At 73.8% G+C, this 20,213-nt stretch carries 14 protein-coding genes; 10 read left to right on the forward strand and 4 right to left on the reverse strand.

Annotated elements, in window-relative coordinates; translation table 11 throughout:
- Position 1 precedes the first annotated feature (1 nt).
- Complete coding sequence (gene dapF, locus ACIA6B_RS22590) at positions 2-847, forward strand: diaminopimelate epimerase (protein WP_396776031.1); 846 nt, start codon at positions 2-4, stop codon at positions 845-847.
- A 921-nt stretch (positions 848-1,768) separates the two neighbouring features.
- Here the strand turns inward: dapF and ACIA6B_RS22595 are convergent.
- Positions 1,769-3,241: an NAD-dependent malic enzyme gene (locus tag ACIA6B_RS22595; protein ID WP_396776033.1), complete on the reverse strand. Its 1,473-nt coding sequence runs from the start codon at positions 3,239-3,241 to the stop codon at positions 1,769-1,771.
- A 200-nt stretch (positions 3,242-3,441) separates the two neighbouring features.
- Between ACIA6B_RS22595 and hflX the strand changes: the two genes are divergently transcribed.
- Entirely contained in the window at positions 3,442-4,905 is a 1,464-nt protein-coding gene (gene hflX, locus ACIA6B_RS22600) for a GTPase HflX (RefSeq protein ID WP_396776035.1), read from the forward strand.
- Between the two features lie 49 nt (positions 4,906-4,954).
- Positions 4,955-6,805, forward strand: coding sequence for a hypothetical protein (locus ACIA6B_RS22605; protein ID WP_396776036.1), 1,851 nt, complete (start codon positions 4,955-4,957; stop codon positions 6,803-6,805).
- A gap of 60 nt (positions 6,806-6,865) precedes the next feature.
- On the opposite strand, the gene lexA is transcribed toward ACIA6B_RS22605, so the two are convergent.
- Positions 6,866-7,648, reverse strand: coding sequence for a transcriptional repressor LexA (gene lexA, locus ACIA6B_RS22610; protein ID WP_396776038.1), 783 nt, complete (start codon positions 7,646-7,648; stop codon positions 6,866-6,868).
- 465 nt (positions 7,649-8,113) lie between these two features.
- Here lexA and nrdR point away from each other — a divergent pair, with 465 nt between their 5' ends.
- The 3 genes from nrdR to ACIA6B_RS22625 all read left to right on the forward strand — a co-directional run bounded on the left by nrdR (position 8,114) and on the right by ACIA6B_RS22625 (position 12,693).
- Positions 8,114-8,614, forward strand: a complete 501-nt coding sequence (nrdR, locus tag ACIA6B_RS22615) for a transcriptional regulator NrdR (RefSeq protein WP_107159129.1) — start codon at positions 8,114-8,116, stop codon at positions 8,612-8,614.
- 65 nt (positions 8,615-8,679) lie between these two features.
- Positions 8,680-11,544 carry a vitamin B12-dependent ribonucleotide reductase gene (locus tag ACIA6B_RS22620; protein WP_396776041.1) on the forward strand — a complete coding sequence of 955 codons (2,865 nt, stop codon included), beginning with the start codon at positions 8,680-8,682 and terminating at the stop codon, positions 11,542-11,544.
- Positions 11,545-11,757: 213 nt separating this feature from the next.
- Entirely contained in the window at positions 11,758-12,693 is a 936-nt protein-coding gene (locus ACIA6B_RS22625; protein ID WP_396776043.1) for a DUF2332 domain-containing protein, read from the forward strand.
- Between the two features lie 15 nt (positions 12,694-12,708).
- Here ACIA6B_RS22625 and ACIA6B_RS22630 read toward each other — a convergent pair whose 3' ends face one another.
- Positions 12,709-13,242 carry a hypothetical protein gene (locus tag ACIA6B_RS22630; protein WP_396776045.1) on the reverse strand — a complete coding sequence of 178 codons (534 nt, stop codon included), beginning with the start codon at positions 13,240-13,242 and terminating at the stop codon, positions 12,709-12,711.
- Positions 13,243-13,481: 239 nt separating this feature from the next.
- On the opposite strand from ACIA6B_RS22630, the gene ACIA6B_RS22635 reads away from it, so the two are divergent.
- From ACIA6B_RS22635 to ACIA6B_RS22650, 4 genes are all read left to right on the forward strand, one after another.
- The gene (locus ACIA6B_RS22635; protein ID WP_396776046.1) at positions 13,482-14,123 is read left to right on the forward strand and encodes a class I SAM-dependent DNA methyltransferase; all 642 of its coding nucleotides are present in this window, start codon (positions 13,482-13,484) and stop codon (positions 14,121-14,123) included.
- Positions 14,120-15,097, forward strand: a complete 978-nt coding sequence (locus ACIA6B_RS22640; protein WP_396776049.1) for an asparaginase — start codon at positions 14,120-14,122, stop codon at positions 15,095-15,097. Before ACIA6B_RS22635 ends, ACIA6B_RS22640 begins: the two co-directional genes overlap by 4 nt.
- Positions 15,098-15,162: 65 nt before the next feature.
- Positions 15,163-15,396, forward strand: a complete 234-nt coding sequence (locus tag ACIA6B_RS22645) for a DUF5522 domain-containing protein (protein ID WP_396776051.1) — start codon at positions 15,163-15,165, stop codon at positions 15,394-15,396.
- A 97-nt stretch (positions 15,397-15,493) separates the two neighbouring features.
- Positions 15,494-16,633 carry a tetratricopeptide repeat protein gene (locus ACIA6B_RS22650; protein ID WP_396776052.1) on the forward strand — a complete coding sequence of 380 codons (1,140 nt, stop codon included), beginning with the start codon at positions 15,494-15,496 and terminating at the stop codon, positions 16,631-16,633.
- Positions 16,634-16,682: 49 nt separating this feature from the next.
- On the opposite strand, the gene ACIA6B_RS22655 is transcribed toward ACIA6B_RS22650, so the two are convergent.
- Entirely contained in the window at positions 16,683-20,144 is a 3,462-nt protein-coding gene (locus tag ACIA6B_RS22655; protein ID WP_396776054.1) for a CHAT domain-containing protein, read from the reverse strand.
- Between the last annotated feature and the right edge of the window lie 69 nt (positions 20,145-20,213).

Genomic DNA, 20,213 nt, shown 5'->3' on the forward strand with positions numbered 1-20,213 from the left:
CGTGGAGTTCAGCAAGGGGCACGGCACCGGCAACGACTTCGTCATCCTGCCCGACCCGGACGGCACGCTCGACCTGACGCCCGGCCTGGTCGCCGCGCTCTGCGACCGACGACGCGGGCTGGGCGGCGACGGCGTGCTGCGGGTGGTGCGCGCCGCGAAGCACCCCGACGGCGCCGCGCTTGCCGGCGAGGCCGAGTGGTTCATGGACTACTGGAACTCCGACGGCTCGTTCGCGGAGATGTGCGGCAATGGGGCCCGGGTCTTCGTGCGCTACCTGCTGGAGCGCTCGCTTGTCGCCCCGTCGGGCGGGACGCTGCCGATCGCCACCCGGGCCGGTCTGGTCCGGGCCCGCGTCGAGGGCGCGGACGTGGCGGTCGAGATGCGCCGGCCCCGCCTGCACGACGCGGCCACCGCCACACTGGGCGGGCTGACCCTGACCGGTGCGGCGGTGGACGTCGGCAACCCGCACCTGGTGTGTGCGCTGCCCGCCGCGCTGGACCTGGCCGCCCTCGACCTCACCCGCGCCCCCGAGGTCGACGCCGCGACGTTCCCGGCCGGCGTCAACGTCGAGTTCACCACGCCCGGCGAGCCGGTCGACGGCACCGACGGGCACGTGCTGATGCGGGTCCACGAGCGGGGCTCTGCCGAGACGCTCTCCTGCGGCACCGGCGCGTGCGCGGTGGCGGCGGTGGCGTTGCGGGACATGGGCCGGGAGAACGGCGTCGTGGCCGTGGACGTCCCGGGCGGTCGTCTGACGGTCACCGTGACCCCCGACTCCTGCTGGCTGGCCGGCCCTGCCGTGCTGGTCGCCACCGGCACCCTGACCCGCGCCGCCCTGCGCCCCTGATCCCGTGCTTCCCCCGGCTGGCGCCGGTCGCACGGGGCGCTGCCCCGCACCGGGGACGTTGCCCCAGCCGGGAGCGTTTGCTCGAACAGGGCGTTGCCCAGCCGGGACATTTGCCTCGCGCGGGGGGCGTTGCCTCGCGCGGCGGCTTTCCCGCCCTGGGACGTTGCCAGCCCTGGGACGTTGCCCGCACTGGGACGTTGCCCGCACTGGGGCGTTGGCCCGCACGGGGCGTCGCCGCGCACGGGGCCGTTGGTTACGCGTAGTGACGACTCGGGGGATGGATGGAGTCAGGAGCGATATACCGCCTGGTCATATTTATGACGCAGGGGTATATCGCTTCACAGTCGCACCTCTGCCGGCCGCGACACGCCGAGCGTGACACGCCGGCGGCGGGGAGGGCGAGGCGGGGGCGGGACGGGGCGGGGGCAGGGCGGCAGCTTAGGGCAAGCGGCCCGCGGCGCGGCACGCCGCGAAGGTGGCGGCCAGGCGGTGGGGTGACAGCGAAGGCGGGCGGCGAGACGGCGCGCAGGCTGTGAAGGTGGGCGATCGGGCGGCGCGGCATGCGGCGAAGGTGGGCGGTCGGGCGGCGCGGCATGCGGCGAAGGTGGGCGGTCGGGCGGCGCGGCATGCGGCGAAGGTGGGCGGTCGGGCGGCGCGGCATTCGGCGAAGGTGGGCGGTCGGGCGGCGCGGCATTCGGCGAAGGTGGGCGGTCGGGCGGCGCGGCATGCAGCGCAGGTAGGCGGCGAGACGGCGCGCAGGCTGTGAAGGTGGGTGTCCGGGCGGCGCGGCATGCGGCGAAGGTGGGCGTCCGGGCGGCGCGGCACGGAGCGACGGCGGGCGGCGGGGGCGGCCGAAGGCGGGCGGCCGGGCGGTGGGGTGGCAGCGAAGGCGGGCGGTGGGCCGCGGTCGCGGTGGCTCCGTCAGGGGGTGGCGCTGGCGTTGGCGGCGATCTCGGGAAGGTCGGCCGGGCCCGGGTCGGCGGCGGGCGGCGGCGTGACGGCCGGGTTCTGCGCGGCGGCGCGCACCGCGGCGGCCACCGCCGGGGCGACCCGCGAGTCGAACACGCTCGGCACGATCACGGTGGGGTTGATCTTGTCCTCGCCGACCACGTCGGCGATGGCGCGGGCCGCCGCGATCGCCATCTCCTCGGTGAACTCCTCGGCGTGCGCGTCGAGCATGCCGCGGAACACGCCCGGGAAGGCGAGCACGTTGTTGATCTGGTTCGGCTGGTCCGAGCGGCCGGTGGCGACCACGGCAGCATGCTTGCGCGCCTCCCGCGGGTCCACCTCCGGGTCCGGGTTGGCCAGTGCGAAGACGATCGCGTCCTTCGCCATCGCGGCCACGTCGTCGCCGGTGAGCAGGTTGGGCGCGCTCACTCCGATGAACACGTCCGCGCCGCGCACCGCACCGGCCAGGTCGCCGGTGTAGTTCTCCCGGTTGGTGTTCTCGGCCAGCCACTGCCAGGCCGGGTTCAGGTCGGGCAGCCCGCGGTGCAGCGCGCCCTGCCGGTCGTACGCGATGATGTCGCCCACGCCCTGACGCAGCAGCAGCTTCATGATCGCGGTGCCGGCCGCGCCGGCGCCGGAGACCACGACCCGGACGTCCGCGAGCTGCTTGCCCACCACGCGCAGCGCGTTGGTCAGCGCGGCCAGCACGCAGATCGCGGTGCCGTGCTGATCGTCGTGGAAGACCGGGATGTCCAGCGCCTCGCGCAGCCGGGCCTCGATCTCGAAGCAGCGCGGCGCGGCGATGTCCTCCAGGTTGATCCCGCCGTACGCCGGCGCGATCGCCTTGACGATCGCCACGATCTCGTCGGTGTCCTGGGTGTCCAGCACCACCGGCCAGGCGTCCACGCCGCCGAAGCGCTTGAACAGCGCCGCCTTGCCCTCCATCACCGGCAGCGAGGCGGCCGGCCCGAGGTTGCCCAGGCCGAGCACGGCCGAGCCGTCGCTGACCACGGCGACCGTGTTGCGCTTGATGGTGAGCCGCCGGGCGTCGGCCGGGTTCTCCGCGATCGCCATGCAGACCCGGGCCACCCCCGGGGTGTACGCCCGGGACAGCTCGTCGCGGGTACGCAGCGCGACCTTCGGGGTCACCTCGATCTTGCCGCCCAGGTGCAGCAGGAACGTCCGGTCGGAGACCTTGCGCACGTCCACCCCGTCGAGCGCGGTGAGCGCGTCGACGACCTGGTCGGCGTGGCCGGCGTCGGCGGTGTCGCAGGTGAGGTCGACGATCACGTTGGTCGGGTCGGAGTCGACCACGTCCAGCGCGGTGACGATGGCGCCGGCCTCGCCCGTCGCGGTGGTCAGTCGACCGATGGAGGAGGCGTCGGCGGGCACCGCGATCCGGATCGTGATCGAGAATCCGGCACTCGGCAGTCGGGTGATGGCCACGAGAAAACAACTCCTCCGTCGACGCTGAGCGGCTCGACTGGCATTTCTACCCGCCCACCCGGGCCGACCGGCAGCCGGCCCCACTACCGGTGGGTAGCGCCACGGGCATAACGCGGGTGCGCCCGGCGTTGACACGTGTCAGGATTGCTGTCACGCGCCGAAAATGCTCGGCGATGCACATAACGGACAGGAGACGCGGTTTGCGCGAGCAGGAGACCTTCCACCCCTACGAGGACGACGAGCTCGACACCACCACCGGTGAGTACGAGCTGTCGGAGCGGCAGGCACTGCGGCGGGTCCCTGGCCTCTCCACCGAGCTGACCGACATCACCGAGGTCGAGTACCGCCAGCTCCGGCTGGAGCGGGTCGTCCTGGTGGGCGTCTGGACGGAGGGGACCCAGTCCGACGCGGACAACAGCCTCACCGAGCTGGCGGCGCTGGCCGAGACGGCCGGCTCGCAGGTGCTCGAAGGGCTGATCCAGCGCCGCAACCGACCGGACCCGGCGACGTACATCGGTCGGGGCAAGGTCGACGACCTGGGCGCGGTGGTGCTCTCCACCGGCGCCGACACGGTGATCTGCGACGGTGAGCTGTCCCCGTCGCAGCTCCGCAACCTGGAGCAGCGCACCAAGGTCAAGGTGGTCGACCGCACCGCCCTGATCCTCGACATCTTCGCCCAGCACGCCAAGAGCAAGGAGGGCAAGGCGCAGGTCGAGCTGGCCCAGCTCGAATACCTGCTGCCGCGCCTGCGCGGTTGGGGTGAGACGCTCTCCCGCCAGACCGGTGGTAGCGGTCGCGGCGGTGGCGCCGGCGGCGGCGTGGGCCTGCGCGGCCCGGGTGAGACCAAGCTGGAGACCGACCGCCGTCGGATCCGGCACCGCATCGCGCGGCTGCGCCGCGAGATCAAGGGCATGACCACGGTACGCCAGACGAAGCGCGCCCGGCGCTCCCGCAACGCGGTGCCCGCGGTGGCCATCGCCGGCTACACCAACGCCGGCAAGTCCAGCCTGCTCAACCGCCTCACCGGGGCGGGCGTGCTGGTGGAGAACGCGCTGTTCGCCACGCTGGACCCGACCACCCGCCGGGCCACCACCTCCGACGGGCGGCTCTACACGCTCTCCGACACGGTGGGCTTCGTCCGGCACCTGCCGCACCAGATCGTCGAGGCGTTCCGCTCGACGCTGGAGGAGGTCGGCGACGCCGACCTGGTGGTGCACGTGGTCGACGGCACCCACCCGGATCCGGAGGAGCAGGTCCGGGCGGTCCGCGAGGTGCTCGCCGAGGTGGGCGCCGACCGGCTGCCCGAGCTGCTGGTGGTCAACAAGACCGACGCCACCGACGAGGAGACGATGCTGCGGCTCAAGCGGCTCTGGCCGGAGGCGGTCTTCGTCTCCGCGCACAGCGGGCGCGGGGTCGACGAGCTGCGCGAGGCGGTCGAGCGGCGGCTGCCCCGGCCGGCGGTCGAGGTCCGCGCGGTGCTCCCGTACGACCGGGGTGACCTGGTGGCCCGGGTGCACCGTCAGGGCGAGGTGCTGAGCACCGCGCACCTGCCCGAGGGCACGCTGCTGCACGTGCGGGTGGGCCAGGCGCTCGCCGCCGAGCTGGCGCCCTACCGCGCGGGTGACCGGCTCACCAACGACGATCGGGTGGGCGCCGGGCGGTGACCGTCCGGCGTCACCCGCCCGAAACCCGGCTCGTGCGACACTGAGCGCCATGCGGCACGTTGTCTCCTCGGTCACGCTCGCGCTCGGCCTGGTCGGCGCGGTCGTGGCGCCGGCCGGGCCGGCCCCGGCGGCACCCGCCGCGGCTCCGGTGCTGGCCGCGGCTCCCAAGAAGAAGTGCACGGTCGCCGACGACCGGCTCCGCGAGCTGTCCGGCCTGGTCGCCACCGGCAACGGGTACGTCGTCATCAACGACGGCTCCGACGACCCGAGTCGCAAGCGCGTCTTCTACCTGGACGCCAAGTGCAAGGTCGACAAGGAGATCCGATACTCCGGGGACGGCCCGCTCGACACCGAGGACCTGGCGCTCGGGCCGGACCGCAAGACGCTCTGGGTGGCCGACACCGGCGACAACATCGAGAAGAAGACCCGGCGGGAACGCGTCGCGGTCTGGACGATGCCGCTGTCCGGGTCGAAGGAACCGGTGCTGCACCGGCTCGCCTACCCGGGCAAGGAGCCGCACGACGCCGAGGCGCTGCTGGTCGGCGACGACAACCTGCCGCTGGTGATCACGAAGGAGCTCTCCGGCAAGTCGGAGGTCTTCACCCCGACCGCGAAGCTGAAGGCCGGCGGCGACCCCGAGCCGATCCCGATGAAGAAGGTCGGCGAGGTCACGCTGCCGAAGACCAACACCGAGAACAAGCTCGGCTCGCCGGGGCGGGCGCTGGTCACCGGCGCCGCCCGCTCGCCGGACGGCGCCAGGGTCGTGCTGCGCACGTACGCCGACGCGTTCGAGTTCGACGTGGCCGGCGGCGACATCCTCAAGGCCCTGACCAGCGGTAAACCCCGGGTGACGCCGTTGGCCGACCCGTTCGGCGAGGCGATCTCCTACACCTCCGACGGCAAGTCGTTCGTCACCGTCTCCGACGGCGGCTCGCTCGACCCGACCGACCCGATCGACATCCTCGGCTACACGCCGGCCACCACCGGTGTGGAGGCGCTGCCCAACGGCGGCAAGGTCGAGACCCGGCCGGCCGCCGAGAAGTCCTGGCTGGAAGGGCTGTCGCTCGACGAGATCACGTACCTGATCGCCGCGGTCGGGGTGCTCGGCGCGCTGCTGGTCGGCGCCGGCGTCTTCGGCATCCTGCGGGCCCGGCGCAGGCCGGCGCCCGTCGCACCGGCCGACGAGTCCGAGCGCAGCGACGAGTTCCCGGTGAACGGCGGCATCCCGCCCGGCAACCGGCCGGAGGCGCCACCACGCGGCGGGGTCTACGGCGGCGCCCAGGGCGGTGGCGTCTACGGCGGCGCCGCGGCCGGGGAACGCCCGGCCGGCGGGGTGTACGGCGGTGGCCGGCCCCAGGGCGGCGCCGTGTACGGAGGCGCTGCCCAGGGCGGCGGTCGGCCGCCGAGCGGCGGGGCTGCGCCGGGCGGCGGCCGTGGCCAGGTCGGCGTTCCCCCGGGCGGCGGTCCGCAGGGCGGCGGTGCCTCCCCGGGCGGCGGCCGACCGGGTGGTGCCTCCCCGGGCGGCGGCCGTTCGGGCGGCGGCCGGCCCCAGGGTGGCCGGCCGCAGGGCGGTGGCGGTGCCCCGGGCGGTGGCGTCTACGGCGGTGGCGCGGGCGGTGGTGGCGGCACCGGCGAGCGGGGCGGTTCGGGCGGCGGCGTCTACGGCGGTGGAGGAGGCGGCCAGGGTGGTGCGCGTCCGGGCGGCCGGGGTGGCGGTCCGGGCGGCGCGGGTCACCGCGGGCAGCCCGGTGGTGGCCGGCGGGGGGACGGCGGCCGGGCCGAGCCGCCGCGGCGCGATCCCCGGGATCCGCGCGGCGGTCGCCGCGACGACGGTTACGGCGAGCGCGGTCAGTACGGGCCGGTCCCCGGTGGCCGGGAGCCCCGGGGCGACCGCTACTGAGGCACGACGCGAACGAGGGGTGACCGGCCACCGGTCACCCCTCGTGCGTCAGTCGGCCGGTCAGATCCGGCGCAGCACCGCCACCACGCGGCCCATGATGGTCGCGTCGTCGCCCGGGATCGGGTCGAACGCCGGGTTCTGCGGCATCAGCCAGACGTGCCCGTCGCGGCGGCGGTAGGTCTTCACGGTCGCCTCGCCGTCGAGCATGGCCGCCACGATGTCGCCGACCTCGGCGTTGGGCTGCTGCCGGACGACCACCCAGTCGCCGTCGCAGATCGCCGCGTCGAGCATCGAGTCGCCCTTGACCTGGAGCATGAAGACCTCGCCCTCACCGACCAGCTCGCGGGGCAGCGGGAAGATGTCCTCCACGGCCTGCTCGGCGAGGATCGGGCCACCGGCGGCGATCCGGCCCAGCATCGGCACGTACGCCGGGGCGGGACGCTGCGCGCGGGCGGCCTCGTCGTCGACGTCGCTCGGGGCCCGGACGTCGACCGCGCGCGGCCGGTTCGGGTCGCGGCGCAGGAAGCCCTTCTTCTCCAGCTCCTTGAGCTGGTAGGCGACGCTGGACGGGGAGACCAGGCCGACCGCCTCGCCGATCTCGCGGACGCTCGGCGGGTAGCCGTGGCGCTCGACCCAGGTGCGGATGAACTCCAGGATCCGGCGCTGCCGGGCGGTGAGGTCGACCGTGGCCGGGTCGGGAAAGGCGCTGACCACCGGTGTGACCGGACGCACGGCGGGCTGGGCGGCCCGACTGCGCGCGGCGCGGGGTCGGCGGGTCGCCGGCGGCCCCGCCCCGTCGATCGGCTGCGGGTTCTTCTGCCGGCTGGCCCGGTCCTCGGTCACGTCCGTCCTCCCTGGTCGGCGCTGGGTGCCTCGTCGGCTCGTGGTGCGTGTGGTCCGACCGTATAGGTGAGATCGGCCATTTTCAAACATCTGTACGACCTGCTGTCGGCGTGTCGCGCCGAAATCCTGGATTTCCGAACGCTTGTTCTGATAAATGGTACGCCGCACTCGAACGGGTGTTCCATCCTGACGCCCCGTGACCGGGGGTGCCGGGTCGGCGTTGGGCTCCTCGACGGGTGACGCGCCGGACACGCCGACCAACTTGACCTCGCTTGGGGGACGGCATACGGTCAACCCCTAGATGTAGTAGTCACATGGGCGTAAGTTGCCTACAGGTTGGGTTTCCACTACCGAACGCACTCCCGCACCGCACATCCGGCGACGGCCATCCACGATGGCTCCGCCGGGTCGACGCGTGCCCGGGAGTCGGTAGGTGTGCCCGTGGTCGATGAAGGAGGTCGGGCGATGCGGTGTCCGTACTGCCGGCACGCCGACTCCCGGGTCGTCGACTCGCGGGAGGCCGACGACGGCCAACTCATCCGGCGGCGGCGGTCCTGCCCGGAGTGCGGCAAGCGGTTCACCACCGTCGAGGAGGCGGTGCTCGCGGTGGTCAAGCGCAGCGGGGTGACCGAACCGTTCAGCCGCACCAAGATCATCGGTGGGGTGCGCAAGGCGTGCCAGGGCCGGCCGGTCGACGACGACTCGATCGCGCTGCTGGCACAGAAGGTCGAGGAGACCGTACGCGCCAAGGGGGCGGCGGAGATCCCCAGCCACGACGTGGGGCTGGCCATCCTCGGCCCGCTGCGTGACCTCGACGAGGTGGCCTACCTGCGGTTCGCCAGCGTCTACCGGTCGTTCGACTCGCTCGCCGACTTCGAGCGGGAGATCGAGACGCTGCGGGCCGCCGCGCGCGCCCGGGGGGGCGCGGACACGCCGGCGGGCGACACCGCCGGCGCGATCAACTGACATCTCTGATTCTGACAGGTTCGACCAGGCGCGGTGGGTCACCGTGCCGACGAGGGGGCGAGGGTGTGACGACCAGCAAGTCACGGAACAAGGCCGGGGCGGGGCTGAAGACCGAGCGCGTCTGGACGACCGAGGGGGTGCATCCCTACGACGAGGTCGCCTGGGAGCGCCGCGACGTCGTCATGACGAACTGGCGGGACGGCTCGATCAACTTCGAGCAGCGCGGGGTGGAGTTCCCCGAGTCCTGGTCGGTCAACGCGGCCAACATCGTGACCACGAAGTACTTCCGGGGCGCGGTGGGGACCCCGGAGCGGGAGTGGTCGCTCAAGCAGCTGATCGACCGGGTGGTCGACACCTACCGCACCGCCGGTGAGGAGTACGGCTACTTCGCCTCCCCGGCCGACGCCGAGGTGTTCGCGCACGAGCTGACCTGGATGCTGCTGCACCAGGTGTTCAGCTTCAACTCGCCGGTCTGGTTCAACGTCGGCACGCCGTCGCCGCAGCAGGTCAGCGCCTGCTTCATCCTGGCCGTCGACGACTCGATGGACTCGATCCTCGACTGGTACAAGGAGGAGGGGCGGATCTTCCAGGGCGGCTCGGGCGCCGGGGTGAACCTCTCCCGTATCCGGTCCTCGAAGGAACTGCTCTCCTCCGGCGGCACCGCCTCCGGCCCGGTCAGCTTCATGCGCGGCGCGGACGCCTCCGCCGGCACCATCAAGTCCGGTGGCGCCACCCGGCGCGCGGCCAAGATGGTCATCCTCGACGTGGACCACCCGGACATCGAGGAGTTCGTGGCGACCAAGGCGCGCGAGGAGGACAAGATCCGCGCGCTGCGGGACGCCGGGTTCGACATGGACCTGGGCGGCGCCGACATCGTCAGCGTGCAGTACCAGAACGCCAACAACTCGGTCCGCGTCTCCGACGAGTTCATGACCGCGGTGGAGAACGGCGGCGGCTTCGACCTGCGCGGCCGGCTCGACGGGCAGACCATCGAGACGATCGACGCCAAGAAGCTGTTCCACACCATCTCCCAGGCCGCCTGGGAGTGCGCCGACCCGGGCCTGCAGTACGACGACACCATCAACGACTGGCACACCTGCCCGGAGACCGGGCGGATCACCGCGTCGAACCCGTGCTCGGAGTACCTGCACCTGGACAACTCCTCGTGCAACCTGGCCTCGCTGAACCTGATGAAGTTCCTCCGCGCCGACGGCGGCTTCGAGGTGGAGAAGTTCGTCCGGTCGGTCGAGTTCGTCATCACCGCGATGGACATCTCGATCTGCTTCGCCGACTTCCCGACCGAGAAGATCGGGGAGACCACCCGCGCCTACCGGCAGCTCGGCATCGGGTACGCCAACCTGGGCGCCCTGCTGATGGCCTCCGGCCTGCCGTACGACTCGGAGCAGGGGCGGGAGGTGTCCGCGGCGATCACCTCGCTGATGACCGGCACCGCCTACCGCCGCTCCGCCGAGCTGGCCGGCATCGTCGGCCCGTACGAGGGCTACGCCCGCAACGCCGAGCCGCACAAGCGCGTCATGCGCAAGCACGCCGCCGCCAACGACAGCATCAAGCCGACCGGCACCGTGGGCACCGCCGTGCAGCGCGAGGCGACGAAGCAGTGGACGCTCGGCAACAAGCTCGGTGACCGGAACGGCTGGCGCAACTCGCAGGCCAGCGTGCTCGCCCCGACCGGCACCATCGGCCTGATGATGGACTGCGACACCACCGGCGTCGAGCCGGACCTGGCGCTTGTCAAGTTCAAGAAGCTGGTCGGCGGCGGCTCGATGCAGATCGTCAACCAGACCGTGCCGCGCGCGCTGCGCAGCCTCGGCTACCCCGAGGAGCAGGTCGAGGCGATCGTCGAGCACATCGCCGACCACGGTCACGTGGTGGACGCCCCCGGCCTGAAGCCGGAGCACTACCCGGTCTTCGACTGCGCCATGGGCGAGCGGTCCATCGCGCCGATGGGGCACGTGCGGATGATGGCGGCGGTCCAGCCCTTCATCTCCGGCGCGATCTCCAAGACGGTCAACATGCCGGAGCAGGCCACCGTCGCGGACGTCGAGAAGATCTACTACGAGGGCTGGAAGCTCGGCCTCAAGGCGCTGGCGATCTACCGGGACAACTGCAAGGTGGGTCAGCCGCTGTCGGTCGCCAAGCCGAACAAGGGCGCCGCCGAGACCCCGGCCCCGGTGGCCGAGGCCGAGAAGGTCGTGGAGAAGGTCGTCGAGTACCGCCCGGTGCGCAAGCGGCTGCCGAAGAAGCGCCCGTCGCAGACGGTCTCGTTCTCGGTCGGCGGCGCCGAGGGCTACCTCACCGCCTCGTCCTACCCGGACGACGGCCTCGGCGAGGTCTTCCTCAAGATGTCGAAGCAGGGCTCGACCCTGGCCGGCGTGATGGACGCCTTCTCGGTGGCCATTTCCATCGGTCTCCAGTACGGCGTCCCGCTGGAGACGTACGTCAGCAAGTTCACCAACATGCGCTTCGAGCCGGCCGGCATGACCGACGACCCGGACGTGCGGATGGCCGCCTCGGTGATGGACTACATCTTCCGTCGCCTGGCGCTGGACTTCCTGCCGTACGAGCGCCGCGCGGAACTGGGCATCTTCACCGCCAAGGAGCGGGCCGCCCAGCTCCGGGCCGAGGCGGAGGCGGAGGCGAGCGGTGCGGACCTCACCGCGATGGCCGCCTCCGCCCCGGTCGAGGCGCCCGAGCCGAAGACCGGCCCGGTGGCCCAGCCGGCACAGGAGACGGCGAATGTCGCCGCCGCCAAGCCGGCGCCTTCGGTGGGTTCCAGCACCGAACTGCTGGAGGCCGTGATCGGCAAGGCCGCGGACGCGCCGCTCTGCTTCACCTGCGGCACCAAGATGCGCCCGGCCGGAAGCTGCTACGTCTGCGAGGGCTGCGGCTCCACCAGCGGTTGCAGCTGAGAGTTCCACCGCACGTCCGGCGAGCGCGGCAGGGGTTTCCCTGCCGCGCTCGCGGCGTTCGTGTCCCGCCCTACGCCGCCGTCGGGGAGCACCTGGTCGGGGACGCCTGTCGAGCTGAGAGCGCAGACGACTCATCGACACCCGGCCCGATCCCACCAGGTAGTGGGCACCGTCACAGAGCCCGGTCGCGCGGCGAACTGCGATGCTCGGGGGATGAGGACCGCCGACACCTACCGGCTGTTCGCCGATCGCGAGGCACGCGACGTGTCCCCGGCGTACGACCGGTTGTCGCGGGCCGTGTCGCGCGACCCGGAACTGCTCGCGATGCTCGACACGTTGCCACCGGCGAAGCGTCAGCCGAACCTGCTCTTCGGGGTGGTCCGGTTGCGTGGCGGCCCGGTGGACGACCCGGCGGCGTTCCGCGCGCACGTGCTGGCGCACTGGCCGGAGATCGCGGCGCAGATGCGGGTCCGCGCCACGCAGACCAACGAGGCCGGCCGCTGCGCGGTGCTGCTGCCGGTGCTCGCCGCGTTGCCGCAGCCGCTGGCGCTGCTGGAGGTGGGCGCCTCCGCCGGCCTGTGCCTCTACCCGGACCGGTACGCGTACCACTACGGCGACCGGCGGATCGGCGACGGCGAGCCGGCGCTCGACTGCACGCTCACCGGTGTCGCCCCGCCGGACCGGCGGCCGGAGGTGGTGTGGCGGGCCGGGCTCGACACGAACCCGCTCGACGTCACCGACCCGGCGGACCTGGCCTGGCTGGACGCGTTGATCTGGCCCGAACACGCGCACCGGCGCCAACGGCTGCGCGCGGCGGCGGCGGTCGCCGGGGCCGACCCACCGCTGCTGGTCCGCGGTGACCTGGTCGACGACCTGCCGGCGCTGGCGGCCCGCGCCCCGGCCGGCGCGACGCTGGTGATCTTCCACAGTTCGGTGCTCTACCAGGTGCCGCCGGCCCGCCGGACGGCCTTCACCGAGCTGGTCCGGACGCTGCCCGGGCACTGGATCGCCAACGAGGACCCGAGCGTGCTGCCGGGGGCGGGCGTCCCCGACCCGCCGGACGGCGGGTTCCACAACCTGCTCGTGCTCGACGGCCGACCGCTGGCCTGGACGCGGGGCCACGGGCAGGCGGCCACCTGGTTCGGCTGACGGGCCGCGCGACCGTCAGGCCGGCAGCGAGTCGACCGCCGAGGCGAGCACGCGACGCAGGTCGGCCTCCGCGCCGGCCGGCAACGTCTTCGGCTCGACCACCTGGTACGCGACGCGCACCTGGTACCTGTCACCCCGCCAGGCCCAGCCGTCGAACCGGGTCTCCCCGCCGTCCCACGGGCGCACCGCCACGCAGGAGTTGTCACCCGGTCCGTCGCCGGTCAGGTCGCTCCCGATCCGGGCGCACCGGTCCCGCCGCCACCGGTCGTCGTACATGCCCTCGGCGTCGACGGCCACGGTGACGACCAGGTCGCCGCGCATGGTGGTGCCGCTGGTCAGGTCGACCGCGCACTCCCGGGAGCCGCTGCGGTCACCGAGGTTCGCCGAGGCGCTGGGCGTCGCGCCCGGCGCGAGCCGGGTCAGCAGGTCGGCCGGGAGCAGCGCGCAGGGGTCGCGCAGTTCGTCAGGCGTCGCCGTCTCGTCGGCGCCGCAGCCGGCAACGGCCAGCAGCGCGCCGGCGACCACGATCGTCGCGGCCGATCTCGTCATCTGTCCTCCTTGGACGGTCGCGGCGACGGTAACAGCGCCACGCCACCCCGGATCTCGCGGTCCGCCCCCGTCCACATCCCGGTCCACCCACCCACCCGCCCACCCGCCCACCCACCCACCCGTTCGCCCGGTTTCCCGGAAAGCGTGGTCATCCGGGCCGGAATGGCCACGCTTTCCGGGAAAGTGGGCGTGGGGGTGGAGGGACGGGGTGGGGCGGAGCGGGGCGGTAGGGTCGCGGGGTGGCCGAACCGCGCTGGCTGGCCGAGACCCGGGACGCCTACGACACCGTCGCCGAGGACTACGCGCGGCTGCTGCCCGACGTGGTGGAGCCGCCACTGGACCGGTCCGTGCTGACCGCGTTCGCCGAGATGGTGGGGCCGGGTCGACCGGTGCTGGAGGTCGGCTGCGGCACCGGCCGGGTCACCGCCCACCTGCGCCGTCTCGGCCTCGACGTGGCCGGCGTCGACCTGTCGCCCGGCATGGTGGCGGTGGCCCGCCGGACCCACCCGGAGCTGCGCTTCGACGTCGGCTCGATGACGGAACCGGTCGCGACCGACGCGTCCCTGGCCGGGCTCGTCGCCTGGTACTCGATCATCCACCTCCCGCCGGAGCTGCTGCCCGAGGTCTTCGCCGGCTTCCACCGGGCGCTCGTCCCGGGCGGCCACCTGCTGCTCGCGGTGAAGGCCGGCGACCGGCTGGACCGGCGGGCGCAGGCGTACGGGCACGCGGTGGCGTACGACGTGCACTGGCTGCCGCCGGAACGCCTGGCCGCGCAGCTCACCGCCGCGGGGCTCGCGGTGACCGCCACGGTGGTCCGGGAGCCGGTCGACGCGGAGCGCCAACCCCAGGCGTTCCTGTTCGCGCGGCGGGCCGGCGGATGAGCGTCGCGCTGTTCACCCTCGGCGGGACCATCGCGATGGCCGGCGCCGGCACCGGGGGAGTGGTCACCCGGCTCACCGGCGCCGACCTCACCGCCGCCGTACCCGGGCTCGCCGACATCCCGCTCGACGTGCGCGACGTCGAGGCGGTGCCCAGCGCCGCGCTCGCGTACCGGCAGATCCTCGACCTGGTGGACGCGGCGGCTGCGGCGGTCGACGGCGGGGCGACCGGCGTGGTGGTCACCCAGGGCACCGACACGCTGGAGGAGACCGCGTTCCTGGCCGACCTGGTCTGGGGGCGTGCCGCGCCGCTGGTGTTCACCGGCGCGATGCGAAACCCGACGCTCGCCGGCCCGGACGGGCCGGCGAACCTGCTCGCGGCGGTCCGGGTCGCCGCCGCGCCGGCCGCGCGGGACCTCGGCGTGCTCGTCGCGATGAACGACGAGATCCACGCCGCGCGGTTCGTCCGCAAGACCCACAGCACCGGTACGGCCACGTTCGTCTCGCCGGACGCCGGGCCGCTCGGGCACGTGATCGAGGGGCGGGTACGCGTGCTCACCCGGCCGCCCCGGCACGCGCCGCTGCCGGCGGTGGGTCGCGACCGGCTGGCCGCCGTCCGGGTGGCGCTGCACACGGTCACGCTGGACGACGACGTGGCGCTGCTCGACGCGCTCGCCGCCGGTCGGGACGGGCTGGTGGTGGCCGGGTTCGGGGTGGGGCACGTGCCGCCGGCGTTCGCCCCGGCGCTGGGCGCGCTGGCCGGACGGATGCCGGTGGTGCTGACCTCGCGCACCGGGGCCGGGTCGGTGCTGCGGGACACCTACGGCGCGGTCGGCTCGGAGCGGGACCTGCGGCGGCGCGGGCTGGTCGACGGCGGGCTGCTCCACCCGTACAAGGCGAAGGTGCTGCTGCGGCTGCTGCTCGCCGCCGGCGCGGACTCCGGCGCCGTCGCCGAGGCGTTCGCCCGCCACGGATGAGAGGTGTGAGAAGGGCCCCGCTATGCCGGAGGCGTTAACCAGGGGCCCCTCCTTACACTCCAGTGGTGGGTGACGAGCTGGCGGACCGTCCGTTGACCGAGCCGCACCCGTCGCGGCTGCCGCCCGCGCACCCGGGGCGGGAGCGGATCCTGGCGGCGCACGCCGCCGCACTGGCCGCCGGGGAGGCCGGCTACCCGGACCCGGAGACCGGCCTCTTCGTGCTCAGCGCCGGCTTCCTGGCCCGACGCGGCACGTGCTGCGGGCGGGGCTGCCGGCACTGTCCGTACCTGACCGACTGAGGCGCGTTCGGCGCGTGCCCGGCTCGACACGCAGGGTTGCGCCCGGGTGCGACCATGGTGGTGCGTCGAGACCCACAGACTGTCGGAGGATGCGTCCATGAGCGGGTTCTGGAAGCGGCTGTGGCGGTCCGGCAAGCCGGCGGAGCAGCGGCCACGGCGTGTCGGCGACGACCCGGACGCGCCGTTCACGGTCACGTCGCGGAAGGCGCCGGACGGCCACCCCATCATCGAGATCACGCTCGGCCCGACGATGAGTTCGGGTCTGCGCCGGCACTACGCCGCCGAGGAGTACGGCGACACCGACCCCCGCACCATCGCGGCCGGGCGCGCCCACGCGCAGACCCTGATGAAACAGGGCGAGGTGGCGGAGGCCGTCTCGACGTACCGGTCCGTCCTCGGCGCGCAGCGGGCGTCGCTCGGGCCGAACCACCCCGACACCCTGGCCACCCAGCACAGCCTCGGGTTCGCCCTGCAGACGCTGGGGCGGGACGCCGACGCGGCGAAGGTGCAACAGGAGGTGTACGAGCGGCGACGCCGGGTCCTCGGCCCCGACCACGCCGACACGCTCACCAGCGGCACCAACCTGGGGGAGATGTTGCACCGGCTCGGCCGGCTCCAGGAGGCGGAACGGACGCACCGTGCGGTCACCGAGAGCCTGGTGCGTTCGGAGGGACCCACCGCCTCGCGCACCCTGCTCAGCAAGATGAGCCTGATGAGCGCGGTGCACTCGCTGGGCGACCTGCACCAGGCCGAGCGGCTGTGCACCGAGGTGGTGGCCGGGCTCCGCCGTGCCGAGGGGCAGCGGGCCCGGGTCACGCTCCAGGCCCGCAGCAACCACGCCACGCTGCTGATGAGTCTCGACCGCGTCCGCGACGCGCTGCGCGTCGTCACGGCGGTGGTGGCCGACGCCGAGCAGGAGCTCGGCCCGCGTGACCCGGTGACCCTGCACGCCCGGCACGGGCTGGCGAACGCCCTGGGCCGCAACGGCCGGACCGGCGAGGCGGTACGAACGCTGGACGCCGCCGTACCCGACTTCACCCGGACGTTCGGCGCCGAGCATCCGCTGACGCTCGCGGCCCGGGGCGGGCTGGTGGAGGCGCTCGTTGCCGACGGGCAGCGGACACGGGCCGGGCGGGAGGCCCGCGAGTGCCTCGCCGCCTGCGAGCGGGCCCTCGGGCCCGGGCATCCGCAGACCCAGCAGGTGCGGGCACTGGTCGCGACGACCGGCGGTCGGTGACGGCGCCCCGGGGCGCGACCGGCCACGGTGGACCCGGACCCGGACGCGATCACGGGCCCACGTGTACGTGCGTGGCCCACAGTGTGGGGCTGAGCCGGTACCGGTCGCGTAGCGCGCGGACCGCCTCGTGCAGGGCGTACGCCGGAGGCCGGCCCGCCGCCGCCGGGTAGAAACGCTGCGCGATCTCGAGCGAGGCGGCGTCGTCGGTCTCCCACAGCGTGCCGATCACGTGCCGGAAGCCGGCGATCTGGAACGCTCCGGTGATGTGCACCGCCTCGTCGGCGAGTTCCGGGGTGGACCGTGCGGTGGAGCAGGCGGCCAGGAACGCGAGCTGGCTGTGTTCCAGCCCGAGGTTGGCGATGTCGCCGACGGTCAGCGGATGCTCGGCGTGGTCGTGGCTGAGCAGCCGGCCTGTCGACGGGTCGTACGGATCGCCGAGCGCGTGGCAGGCGAGATGGACGTGGGTGGCGGTGGACAGGCCGCGGAGCACCCGCTCGCGGGTCGCCGCCGCGCCCATGTCGATTTCCACGTCTCCCCGGGCGGCGGCGACCGCCTCCGCCTCCCGCACCGCGGCGGGTAACGGCGCGAACCCACCCGGGGTCTCGGGCATGGCCACCACGTAGGTGCGGGTCCCGCCCCGGTCATCCGGATGGGCCGAACGCAGCCGGCGGAGCGCCTCGACCGTCGGGGTGTAGGAGGAGACCACCCGATCCAACGCGCCGTCCTGTGCCGTGCCGGCCGGCGGAGCCGGCTCGGCCGCGTGCAGCGGGAAGAACGCCATCGGGCCGGTGGGGCACCACCACAGCCGGGGCCGGACGGCGGATTCGCCCACGACGGCGGCGAGCCCCAGGTGGTCGAGGACCGGCCGCACGGCGACCTGCCACAGCCAGTCCAGGATCTCCCGCACGACCTGCTGTGCGGCCAGCCGGTCGCGGGCGCGTACGCCGGGGTCGTGGGCCTGCCCGGTCGCCGTCCGTAGCCGGTCGACGTTCTCGGTGGCCGTCCGCAGGGTCAGCTCGGGCAGCGGCAGCACCGCCAGACGGCCGCGGCGCAGGACGAGCGCGTCACAGCGGTACAGGCTCGGCGTGATCACCACCACGGGCTCCTCGCCGACCCCGGCCAGCAGCTCGGCGGCGGTGGCCGGGCGCAGGAAGTCCGCCAGGCCGGGCAGCGCGCGGACCCGCCGCAGCAACGCCGTCCACTCCGCCTCCCGATCCCGGCCACCGTCGTCCGCGCCGAGGTCCGCGCCCCGCCCGCCCGGCTCCGGGGCGTCCATCTCCCGGCGTAGCCGCACGTACTCCCGGGCCAGGTCGGGATCGGCGAGCCACAACGCCGCCAGGCCGCCCCGGGCGGCGAGACGTCGACCCAGCAGCACCCCGCGTGCCTGCTCCAGGAGTTCGAGGGCGCGCTCCGGCTGCCCGGCGGTGAGCGCGAGCGCGGCGGCCACGCCGGCGACCCCGGCCGTCTCGGCCAGGTCGTGGTGTTGGTCGATCCGCAGGCGGTCGCGGGAGGCGAGCCGGGGCAGCAAGGCCACCGCCGTGGCCAGCGCGTCGGTCGCCGCGTCCCAACGGCCGAGTGAGGCGCGTACGTAGCCGAGCGCCGCCTGTGCCTCGACCCGCCGGGAAACCGGTGCCGCCTGGACGCCGGTGGCGACAGTCGCCACCCGTTCCGCCTCCCGCAACGGGCCCGGCTCGCCGGTGCGCAGGTGCTCGGCGCGCAGCGCCTGCACGAGCGAGAACCGGGACGCCATCTGACCGGGATGCCGGGCCGGGAACAGGGCCGTCGCCTCCCGCATCAGCTCGATGCACTCGTGCAGGTCGGCGGGTTCGCCTCGGGCGTCGTAGCGCTTGCGCAGCGCGTAGCCGAGCTTGTCGACGAGCACCCGGCGCTGCGGGTCGGTCCGCCCGGCGAGGGTGAGCACGCGCCGGAGGAGGCTGACGGCCAGGTCCAGAGAATCCACGTCACCGGTCTCCCGGTGGATGATCTGGGCCAGGTCGGCCGCGTCGACGACGGCCGCGATCGAGTCGGGATGCCCCTCGTCGACGTCCGCCGGAATGGCCAGGTATGCCTCGGCGGCTTGGGTCAGGAGCTCCGGCTCGTGCCGACGGTGGTAGAGCTGCGTCAGGGCGGCACCGAGATGGCGCAGGGTCAGCCGCCGGTGGTGGTTCGGCGTCGTGCCCCGGTCCAGGCGGGCCAACTCGTCACGGAGAAGTTCGACCGCGTACTCGCAGTCCGCGGTGTGCCGGGTGGTCTCGGCCCGGGTGAGCAGGCAGACCGAGAGCTGGGCCACCGCCGCCGTGCGGTTGCCGTCGGGGGGCCGGGTCAGCACCGCGCGCAGCGCGTCGATCGCCTCGTCCAGGTCGGCGGGAGTGCCGGTCACCTCGTAACGGTGCCGCAGCGCCTCGGCGAGCCGTCCGCCGGCGGCCGTCAGGTTCATGGTGTCGTGGTCCCCGGCCGCCGCGAGGGCCCGTCGTCCGTAGCCGATCGCCTCGTCCAGGGCCGGGAGAGCGCCCCCGAGCTGGTACGCCAGCAGCCGCGCCCCGGCCGACTGGAGCAGTACGGCGACGTGGTGGGGGTGGTCGGGATCGTCGACCGCGTCGGTGGCCTCCAGCACGGCCGACGCGGCGTCGAGGTTCGTGGTGTCGCCGGTCAGGTGGGCCCGGGCCATCAGCGCCTCGGACACCACCACCCTGATCGGCACGGCGTCCCCGTCATCCGCCGTGGTCGCCCGGGCGGCCTGGTAAAGCAGGACCACGGCCTCCTCCAGGTCCACCGGGTCGTGGCCGAGCCGAAACCGCCGCAGCAGGGTCTCACCCAGGCCGAACTGACAGAAGGCGTGGTCGGGGACGCCCGCGGGGTGCAGGTCGAGCATCGCCCGCCATGCCTCCACCGTCTCGTCGACCAGCGTCTCGGAGCCCTCGGCCTCCCACCGGATCGCCAGCCCGTCCGACCAGGTACGCAGCCAGGCGGCCCGGCGCGGGTGCTCCGGCGCGGCCACGGCGAGCACCCGCCCGTACAGGTCGATGGCCTCGGCCAGGTCGGTGGACCGCCGCCGGTCGGACCGGTAGCGGTCCTGGAGAGCCTCCGCGGCACCGACGAGATGGTCAAGGTCGGGTTGCCCGTCGGTGGGGGATCGCACGAGCCGACGGAAGAGGTCGATCGACTCGTCCAACTCGTCCGGGCCGTCGTACCGCCGCAGGGTCGTGGCGAGCTGGTAGCGGCACAGCGATTCGAGGCCCGGCTCGTCGGTGGCGGCGAGCGCGAACCGGAGCAGGTCGACCGCCTCGTCCAGGTGGCGTCGCCGCCGATCGTTCTCCCACCTGAGCGCGGCGACGACCGCGAGGTTCTGCGCGACGCCCGGGCGGGACTCGCGGGACCCGTGTCGCAGGACCCAGCGCAGCAGCGACTCGGCGCGGTCCAGCCGGCCGGGATCATGGTCGTTCAGGTACGCCTGGAGCAGGCGGACCCCCTCCCACAGACGCGCGGCCACCAGATCGTGGTCGGATGCCATGCCACTCCCCGTTGACGGTCGCGACTCACCGATGTCGATCGTCGCAGCTGTTGGCCCCGAGCACTACTG

It is taken from the genome of Micromonospora sp. NPDC051141 (assembly GCF_044455765.1).
In the GTDB taxonomy this organism is placed as follows: Bacteria; Actinomycetota; Actinomycetes; order Mycobacteriales; family Micromonosporaceae; genus Micromonospora.